Genomic DNA, 9,366 nt, shown 5'->3' on the forward strand with positions numbered 1-9,366 from the left:
CTCAACGCGCTCACCCTTCAACTCTCATTTGTCGCAGCCGCATTGGCGACCATCTATCCGTTTATGAAACGCTATACCCATTGGCCGCAAGTTGTATTGGGGCTCGCATTCGGAATGGGTATCCCGATGAGCTTTGCTGCGGAGCAAAACGCATTGCCACCTGTTGCGTGGGTCCTTTACATCACCAATTTGCTATGGACCGTTGCCTACGACACCGAATATGCCATGGTTGATCGCAAAGACGACCTGAAAGCGGGCATCAAGTCCACTGCCATTTTGTTTGGTGAGGCCGATCGCTTTATCATCGGCATCTTGCAGGCCATGACTTTACTTGGCCTGGGCTTGACAGGGCTGCGAGCCGATTTATCCTGGCCCTATTTTGTCGCCCTGCTGATTGTGGCCGGACTTTTTGCCTACCAGCAATACTTGATCCATCGAAGAAAACCGGAAAAATGCTTTCAAGCATTTTTAAACAATAATTGGGTTGGGCTGACCTTCTTTATTGGTACGCTTCTGGGGTACTGGGTGCAATGATATGAGCACGTTCTGGCAAGAGTTTCTGCTGGTCGCAGGGTTGCATGCATTGGCGGTCGCCAGTCCGGGACCAGATTTTGCTGTGGTTGTTCGGCAAAGCGTCAATCATGGCCAGCGTATTGGCATCATCACAGCGTCAGGCGTCGGCACCGGGATATTATTGCACGTGACCTATTGCGTGCTTGGCATTGCCGTATTGTTGAGAAGCTCGGATGTCCTGTTCAATCTCATGAAATATGCGGCGGCAGGCTATCTCGGCTGGCTGGGCTACAAGGCGCTGCGCGCCAAACCCCTCGATCCCGAAAAGCTTTCATCCCCGGCAATTAACACATCCGCGCATCATGCATTTCGTATTGGATTTCTCACCAACGGCCTAAATCCGAAAGCAACGCTATTTTTTCTGTCCCTGTTTACCCTCGTCATACAACCGAGCACTCCGTTCTGGGCACAAACCGTCTATGGCCTGTACATGGCAGTCGCGACCGCCATCTGGTTCTCATTGGTGGCGATTTTCTTTGGTCATCAGCACATTCGCCACCAATTTCTCAGACTCGGTCACTGGTTCGATCGCATCATGGGCGTTGCCCTCATTGTGCTTGCCATCCAAATTGGCCTAACCAGCTTTATGCACTAGCTTCCGTTTGGCCAGTCAGCTTCTAACACCACACGAAAGCGTGCCTTGCCTGTCGCCAAATGCGCAAGCGCAGCATTTGCCTGTGACATGGGGAAACGTTCGATTTGCGGACGAATATTATGACGTACCGCAAACTCCATCATCATCCGCATCAGCGCCGGACTACCAACTGGCGAGCCCGAAATCTTCCTCTGGCGGTCAAGAAGACTAGCAGGAGGTAGCATCAGGGGTTCCTTCACCACGCCGACAAAATGTAATCGGCCATGTGGCGCCAACAAATCAAGCATGGCCGACCAATCAAGCGCATGATTCGTGGTCACAAGAATCATGTGCAGTCGACGGCGCCAAGGACTCCATTGCGAGGTGTCTCGCGATGAAATGACATGATGCGCTCCCAACTCGCGCGCCAATGCGGCTTTGTCGGATGAGGACGTCATGGCCACCACCTCGCACCCCCATTTCGATGCAAATTGGATGGCCAAATGCCCCAAGCCGCCGATACCAACAACGGCAATACGGTCGATAGGGCGCACTCCTTCCGTCAACAACGGACTAAACACCGTGAGTCCGCCACACATGAGCGGCCCAGCATAGATTGCGGCCAACTCATCTGGCAAAGGGCAGACGGCAGCGGCCTGAGCCCGAACCCGTTCGGCAAACCCGCCATGATGGCCAACAATTGTCGGCATTGATTCTGAGCACAGATGCGGTTCACCGGACAAACAGTCTATGCAACCTTGGCAATAGCCTCGGTGCCACCCCAGACCCACACGTTGTCCAACGCGCACATGGCGCACATTGCGACCAGCAGCCACCACTGTGCCCGCAATTTCGTGGCCGGGAACCAATGGATACTGACTGATTCCCCACTCGTTGTTCAGCATTGACAAATCGCTATGACAAATACCGCACGCCTCTACTCGAATGTCGACCTCATCCTCGCCAAGCGACCCCAACTCATATTCGAATGGTACCAAGGGTTGTTCAGGACCTTCTGCTGCCCAAGCACGAACTTTCATAGCATTCTCCCCTGAATTGACGCAGACCGGATGCCATCATGATGCTAAAATAATGCGCATGTCGCAAATGCAACCGAACTATTGTCTCTATGAAAAAAATTCTCATTGTTGGTGGTGGTGGCCGAGAACATGCACTGGCCTGGAAAGCTGCGCAGAATCCGGGGATTGAAACAGTGTATGTCGCACCTGGCAATGCAGGCACGGCAGCGGAACCCAAGCTAAAAAATGTTGCTATCAGTGCAGAAGACATCGAACAGCTGGCGGCATTCGCTGAGACCAATCAGGTTGATCTCACCATTGTCGGGCCGGAGGCCCCGCTCGTCAAAGGCATTGTCGACCTTTTCCGCGCGCGTGGCCTGCGTTGTTTTGGGCCAACAAAAGCCGCAGCGCAACTGGAAGGTTCCAAGGCGTTTGCCAAAGATTTCCTTGCCCGCCACCAAATCCCCACAGCGCGTTATGGTAATTTCACAGATGCAGAGGCTGCCAAAGCGTTCGTTCGCGAAATGGGCACACCGATCGTCGTCAAAGCCGACGGGCTGGCAGCCGGAAAAGGCGTGATTATCGCGCATACCGAGGCAGAAGCTTTTGCGGCGATTGACGATATGCTGGCGGGTAATCGATTTGGCGATGCTGGGCACCGGGTTGTTGTGGAAGAATTCCTGACCGGGGAAGAAGCCAGTTTCATTGTCATCACGGACGGGAAACACATCATTCCTTTCGCCTCAAGTCAAGATCATAAGGCCAGAGACAATGGGGATGTTGGGCCCAATACCGGCGGTATGGGTGCCTATTCACCAGCCCCCGTGGTCACCCCAGCGGTTCATGCTCGCATTATGGATGAAGTGATACGTCCAACAGTGGAAGGTATGGCCGAAGAAGGTCACGTTTATCAAGGGTTTCTCTATGCCGGGTTGATGATCACGGAAGACGGGACGCCCAAAGTACTTGAGTTCAACTGTCGCTTTGGTGACCCTGAAACTCAACCCATTATGATGCGGCTTCGTTCAGACCTTGTTGAATTGTGCGATGCCGCCGAACGTGGCGTGCTCAACGATATTGATATTGAGTTTGACAGCCGTGCGGCTTTAGGCGTGGTCATGGCCGCGGGCGGATACCCCAGTGCTTACCGTAAAGGTGACGTGATTGAGGGCCTGGAGAACGTTGCACCGGATGTCAAAGTATTTCATGCCGGAACAAAGCTTGATGGTGAGCACGTACTTACCAATGGCGGACGGGTGCTCTGTGTGACGGCACTCGGTGAATCCGTCGCCGAAGCGCAAAGCAAGGCCTACGAGAACGTGAAGAAGATTTCATGGCCTGACGTGTATTATCGGACCGACATCGGCCACCGCGCCATAAAACGGGAGTCTCGATAGCCATGACGCGTACCAGCCGCAAAGGATGGTGGCTGGGGCTTGCGCCCGTCATTGTTGTTCTGCTTTCTTATCTTTCTGCCCCCCTGTGGCTACCGATTCTGTTAAGCACTCAGCTCCCACAAGGCCTCTCGCTGGTATCGCTACGCCTGTCACATCCAACACTATCGGGATGGCACATCCAACACCTTGAGCTATCGTCACATGACTTTGGTTTGACGCTTCATGATGTTTACCTCACTTGGGAGGCCAAGCCTGAATTTGTCATAAAACGTCTCGCGTTGTTCGTGCGCGCCCCAGCAGTTCCAGCAAGCACGTCAGAATCACAGCCTCAACCGATTCACTGGCCTACCACGCTGCCCTGGTGGCCGGAAGGGCGTATTAAAGATTTCCAGGTGACCACTGCCTTTGGCCAATGGCAAGGCACGACAGATGTCCACGCTCAAAAAATTCAACTCTCCGGGTGCTGGCGAATGCCAAGTCAGCAACACTGCGGCCGTGTCCAAGTACTTCTCAATGAAGCCAGAAATCGGGCAAGCCTAAGTTGGGCATTCCATCAGCTTTCTCACGGGCACGCACAGCTATCACTCGGAAAAATACCGCGCCTCAATCTAAGTGCGCATCTATCCACAATCATTGATCACGTACCCGTTCACGCAGACGCTGGATTGACAGCCATTATCGAATCAAAGATGTCGCAGTCACGCGCCTATGGCCATTTTTCTGTCAATCACGGCGAATTCCAGACCACTATCGGACGTTCGGCATCGAATGAGATACATGGAACGTTTATGTTGCAATGGCCCGACTGGCATCTGGCGATTCAACCTTCGCAACCATTTGTCTTTCATTCCAATGAACATGGGCCCATTAAACTCACCATGCCTGACCTCTGGGTCGATGGGCAAAAAGAGGGTTTTGTGCTAGCGCCCGAGCGCCCGTGGAAAATCTCAACCCAACTCGCGCAAACAGAGATCGACTGGCCGCAATCATTGACATGCAGCGCCAAGCTTAGGTGCCTTTCACGTATGAGGATCACCGCTTTGGGCTCGCTGGATAATTTGTTGCCTGCGCAACAGGCTCGGGGTGAATGGCAAGCGCATGCTGATGTCCAAACCACCCTTTCACCGACAGGTATCAATGTCCAGATACGGACGCCAATTGTGTCGCTCAAAGACGGTTCTTTTGGTCCATACTTGTCCATTCCATCACTCAAACTCACTCTAGAAGATTCTCAACTGACGTGGGTGCCCAACGCCGATATTGTCCTACCACCGGTACACTACACAGCCGAAGGCAATATCGCCATCCTCGATAAATCCACGCAGTTGACAGCACGAGGGAAAATCACACAGGCAAATCACATACTTAACGGCCAATTGGCAATGGGCTCAGAAGCACTCCTGTGGCGGCTTGACACGAAACTTTCGGACTTCTCCACCGATATTACACTCAAGGGTGAGCATTTAACGATTCCTCGCTGGTGGCCGACAATTGATTCCAATCTGATGTGGGATGCGGGCACAATGGACGTTCAATGGTCGGCACACATCGAACCCAAGAAGCTGCCAGAATCAAGTTCGCAACACGCCTGGTTGGCCTGGTTCAGCAGGGCGACCAAAGCCAAAAGCCATGTGACAATCAGCGAATTTTATGGGCGTTTCAAGAAAATGGGCTGGCAAAATGTTTTTGCCAAAATGGAGCTTGATGAACAGCGCAAATGGGATCTCGCACTATCTGCTGCCAACATGCAAGCGGCAGCGGGCTATGCCATCGCTAAACTGCAATGGCAAGGACAACTTGATGACACCGGCCAACTCTACGCGGGCCCCATACAAGGGACACTCTTTCAAGGGCAATTGGCCAGTCGCCCATTCGCCGTCGATCTATTTAAACCAATCGACAAGTGGCACCTTGCCAATCAAGTTGTCATCAAAGATGTGTCGCTTGAGGCGCTCTCTTCTTCACTCAAACTCAACGGCTTGAAAGCCAAAGGCGTGGTCGACCTTACGGCGCCGTTTCGCTGGGCGCATGGTAAATTCTCGATCCAAAATGGCCAAATCAACGGGAAAGGCCCGGGCATCATTCAGTATCGAAAAGGTTTGTCGAGCACGAATATCGCGTTCGCGGCGCTCGAAAACTTTCACTATAGCAGCCTATCTGGACAGCTTAGTTACGAACCAAACGGTCATTATCAAATCAAGTTGAGAATCGTTGGTACCAATCCTGACATGCCAAATCTTGGTGGGGTCCCCATCGCGTTCAACCCCACCATCCAAGGTCAGTTGCCATCAATGTTCTGGTCAGTTTTTGTGACTGGTGATTTTGAGCAAGATATATTAAAAGGGATGCACATTGGGAAATGATTCATGCAGCATTCAGCCAAACGCACTATGCTTGTCTACTACAGGATGAAATCAGGAGAAGCGATCATGAAACGTTGTCTTGCGTTGGGCGCTTTACTCGTCGGCTTGGCTGGTTGTAATCCGACCATCCGCATTGAAGCGCCGGATAAACCCATAGAAATCAATGCCACCATTACCATTGATCATAAAATCGAAGTTGCCGTCAAAAAAGAGCTCGATCAAGTACTGACGGAAGACAGCGGGCTATTCTAACCTACGGAGTGACACACCAATGAACACAAAAGTACTCCTATCCATTCTACTCAGCGCTTTCTTGGCATTGGCCACCAATGTTATCGCCGCCGACATCAAGTCAGCAAAAGCGGCTGGTTATATCGGCGAACAACTGGACGGCTATATTGGCCTTGTTGACCCCAAAGCGCCAGACGACGTCAAAGCACTTGTCAAAGACGTCAATCAAAAGCGTCGCGCGATTTACCAAAAACTGGCACAAAAGCAAAATCTGCCACTTGCTGAAATCGAAAAAGTCGCAGGCAAGCGAAATATCGAACGCACACCACCGGGGCAATATGTTCAAAGTCCGAATGGAAATTGGGTGAGAAAAAAGTAACGCCTAACGTCGAGTAAGCCGGCCGCTCGCCGGCTCCCCATCTACCGCTTGAACATCACGCCAATACCAATCCGCGTATACGACTGGTCATAATCAATCAGACTTTCTCCGTAGCCACTCCATAACTGCACGACCCAAAAAAGTCGTCGGCTCCCGGTTGGCCAACTATAGTTCAGTTCAACGCCACGTCTTCCACGACGCGCGTTAAAACGAACTTGCCCGCTCAACATATGCAAATTTGACCACTGGTAACGAAACGAGAGCTCCGAATGCCCGTAATAATCTTCTATACCTGGGTTTTCATCTCCTAGCGGATCGCCGGGAAAACGAGCCGGCTCTTCGGGCAATCGATACCAAACTTTCCATTCAATTCTGTAATTATCTCTTTCGTAGTAAGGCTTAAAATAGATCCTGTCCCAACTGCGCGAGGCAATGCCGACTTGACCATTCGACTCATGTTCAATGCCTGCATAAAATCCCCAATGCCCAAAATCCCGACGTTTGGCATCATGCCAATAAAAAATTTCGGGATTGTAATTAGATTCACGAAAAGGCCTCGAGGCGTTTTGATCGTACATCTTCCAAAACGCCTTGTAAGTAAAAGCAACATACAACGGCCAGTCCTGGATTTGCTGCTTGGCAGAGAACTGCATCTTAAATTCGGCATCCGTATGCCCCTTATCGCGACTGCTGCGTGTGTACGGAAGCACATAATTGGCCTTGTGCAGCGTGAGGCCACTGCCTTCAACCGCCAGCTCTGTTTCCGCCCCACTTATCTGGCCAGAGCTGGCCAAACAGAACATGACACCGATGATAATCCGTATCAGTCGCATGGCGCAGTGGCCTTCACCGAAGGAAGTTGAGACAGTGGCCTGCGCCAGCAAGAAATGTTCGGTATTTCCACGGAAAACTCGGGGTGCCGGAAATCAAGGTAATCGAGCGCACACAACAGGGCAATAGACTCAATGGCCGGAAATTCTGGCCATGGCTTTACGCCCATCTCGGATTCGATATGTGACAAAGTCCTTTGCAACGCTGCACGATATCGATTCTGCCAAAATGCTGACTGTTGCGACTCCGGACGCATCTTGTCTTGTCGCCATGCCACGGCGACATCCAGCATACCAACTGCAAGCGCGCGTCTTTGCCTTGCAGGCCAATCTACCATTACATCTTCGGTGGCCCTCGACAATGCCCACAGATAGTCGCAGATCAAGCCGCTGTCACACAACGCCTGATGCTCGCTGACCAATACGGGTACTTTTCCAAGCGGATTGGCAGACAATAGCTCGGGCGGATTATCAAATGGGTGCATGGGCAGCAGTGTCACAGCGTCCTGAAGACCAAGCTCAATGACCAAAATTCGCGTCATCCGCGCATAAGGCGAAGCGTTGGAATAAAATAATCGCATGGCTATGACAAAATATTGACAATTTGCGCTAAATTGTTCTGTCCGTTTTCCATCGCTAATTTCACGGCAACATCATCAAGCTGCAATGACTCCCATGCCCCCGGTTTAATCTCGCGCACAATGCGGCCGCTTTCGCCAAGCAAATGATCAGCGACCGAATAACTGGCCACGTGGAGCGCCCAGCATGCGGGCCTGTAGGTGTCTTCAGCGCGCTCTGGTTTATGTTGCCATCGCACACTTTGCGACAACGTCTCTGGCAATTGCCACTCTCGCAATAAATGATATCCACACTCTGCAAGGGTGAACCCCAAGACGTTTTCTTCGTGCTCCCACGGCAACGTTGATGCGTCACACTGATCAAGTTGTGATAAGACTTCTCCCCATTGTTCCGCGACAACAAGATATCCGATGCGGTGCAACAGTCCCGCCACAAACACAGCCTCGGTTTGCCGAAAACCGGCCTGCTCTGCCAAGTTTCTTGCCACCAAGCCACTCAGCACGCTCTGTTGCCAAAAGCCCTTAAGATTGAGCTGCGCAAGGCGCTCCGTTTGCATGGTTCCGACCACCACCGTTGCCAATGCTAAATTATAAATTTCGCTGGTCCCAACCAGTGTCACAGCCGCTGACACGGTGTCAATTTTGGCGGGAAACGAATAAAAACTGCTGTTCGCAAGTCGCAGTAGCCGAGCCGTTAAGGCGGGGTCATGACTGATTAACTCAGCGATGTCTTGAACAGTGCTCGTATCGCTGTAAATCATTTCTTGCAGTTTAAACACAATGTCCGGAAGCGTGAAAAGCCTTCCCGCCTGTTCCGCCAACATTTCTGCAGATGGTCTGTTATCCATGTTCATTCCTTAACATATTATGTCTTCCGCATTTCTTATTGTAGCCAAATAATTGCCTCTCGACGAAATGTCTGCCGACGTTTTGCCTCGCCGTAAACCATGCTAACATCTTCTCCGCAAATGGGGAGATCATTATGCGACAACTTTCAAGGCTAGATGAAATCTGTCTCAACGTTGATACAGCCATTCGTACCTTGTTTGGGCGGCCCAAAGATACGGGACGTCCACGGCCGGATGACAATATTGATCCAAGTGTTGATGCAGCACTGAGCGATCAAGAAAAAGCGCTGGCAGCAGCCTTGATGCGCGTCGATCATTGCGGAGAGGTCTGTGCGCAGGGTTTGTATCAAGGCCAAGCACTCACGGCACGTCTTGATGAGGTCAAGTCCGCCATGCAACAAGCCGCCAATGAAGAAAATGATCATCTTCGTTGGTGCCGTGACCGCGTCAAGGAACTTGGCAGTCACACCAGCTATCTGGACCCACTATTTTATCTTGGCAGCCTTGCTATTGGTGCAACAGCGGGTCTGGTCGGCGACAAATGGAGCCTTGGCTTCGTAGCAGAAACAGAAAA

At 51.7% G+C, this 9,366-nt stretch carries 11 protein-coding genes; 7 read left to right on the top strand and 4 right to left on the bottom strand.

What is annotated here, in order from left to right; all coding sequences use genetic code 11:
- Nucleotides 1-534 (top strand): 4-hydroxybenzoate octaprenyltransferase (locus D6694_11805; GenBank protein RMH38803.1); only part of this gene is annotated, 534 nt, incomplete at its 5' end.
- A 1-nt stretch (nt 535) separates the two neighbouring features.
- Entirely contained in the window at nt 536-1,168 is a 633-nt protein-coding gene (locus D6694_11810) for a LysE family translocator (GenBank protein ID RMH38804.1), read from the top strand.
- Here D6694_11810 and D6694_11815 read toward each other — a convergent pair.
- Nucleotides 1,165-2,187 (bottom strand): NAD(P)-dependent alcohol dehydrogenase, encoded by a 1,023-nt coding sequence (locus D6694_11815; GenBank protein ID RMH38805.1) that lies wholly within the window; start codon nt 2,185-2,187, stop codon nt 1,165-1,167. The two genes, D6694_11810 and D6694_11815, sit on opposite strands and share 4 nt — an antisense overlap.
- Before the next feature lie 89 nt (nt 2,188-2,276).
- Here D6694_11815 and purD point away from each other — a divergent pair, with 89 nt between their 5' ends.
- The 4 genes from purD (at nt 2,277) to D6694_11835 (ending at nt 6,536) form a co-directional block, all read left to right on the top strand.
- Nucleotides 2,277-3,563, top strand: a complete 1,287-nt coding sequence (gene purD / locus D6694_11820) for a phosphoribosylamine--glycine ligase (protein RMH38806.1) — start codon at nt 2,277-2,279, stop codon at nt 3,561-3,563.
- Nucleotides 3,564-3,565: 2 nt separating this feature from the next.
- Entirely contained in the window at nt 3,566-5,926 is a 2,361-nt protein-coding gene (locus D6694_11825; protein RMH38807.1) for a hypothetical protein, read from the top strand.
- Nucleotides 5,927-5,992: 66 nt separating this feature from the next.
- A complete protein-coding gene (locus D6694_11830) occupies nt 5,993-6,178 on the top strand; it encodes a YnbE family lipoprotein (protein RMH38812.1) in 186 nt (61 codons plus the stop codon).
- A gap of 19 nt (nt 6,179-6,197) precedes the next feature.
- Entirely contained in the window at nt 6,198-6,536 is a 339-nt protein-coding gene (locus D6694_11835; GenBank protein ID RMH38808.1) for a DUF1318 domain-containing protein, read from the top strand.
- Nucleotides 6,537-6,577: 41 nt separating this feature from the next.
- Here the strand turns inward: D6694_11835 and D6694_11840 are convergent, their stop codons facing one another.
- Genes D6694_11840 through D6694_11850 form a run of 3 tightly spaced genes read right to left on the bottom strand, consistent with a single transcriptional unit; the run spans nt 6,578 to nt 8,798 of the window.
- Complete coding sequence (locus D6694_11840; GenBank protein ID RMH38809.1) at nt 6,578-7,369, bottom strand: hypothetical protein; 792 nt, start codon at nt 7,367-7,369, stop codon at nt 6,578-6,580.
- Nucleotides 7,360-7,947 carry a glutathione S-transferase gene (locus D6694_11845; GenBank protein ID RMH38810.1) on the bottom strand — a complete coding sequence of 196 codons (588 nt, stop codon included), beginning with the start codon at nt 7,945-7,947 and terminating at the stop codon, nt 7,360-7,362. The genes D6694_11840 and D6694_11845 overlap by 10 nt, the downstream gene beginning before the upstream one ends.
- 2 nt (nt 7,948-7,949) lie before the next feature.
- Nucleotides 7,950-8,798: an HDOD domain-containing protein gene (locus D6694_11850; protein ID RMH38811.1), complete on the bottom strand. Its 849-nt coding sequence runs from the start codon at nt 8,796-8,798 to the stop codon at nt 7,950-7,952.
- Between the two features lie 122 nt (nt 8,799-8,920).
- On the opposite strand from D6694_11850, the gene coq7 reads away from it, so the two are divergent.
- On the top strand, nt 8,921-9,366 hold a 446-nt coding region (gene coq7 / locus D6694_11855), incomplete at its 3' end, for a 2-polyprenyl-3-methyl-6-methoxy-1,4-benzoquinone monooxygenase (protein RMH38813.1).

The sequence above is a fragment of the Gammaproteobacteria bacterium genome (genome assembly GCA_003696665.1).
In the GTDB taxonomy this organism is placed as follows: domain Bacteria; phylum Pseudomonadota; class Gammaproteobacteria; order Enterobacterales.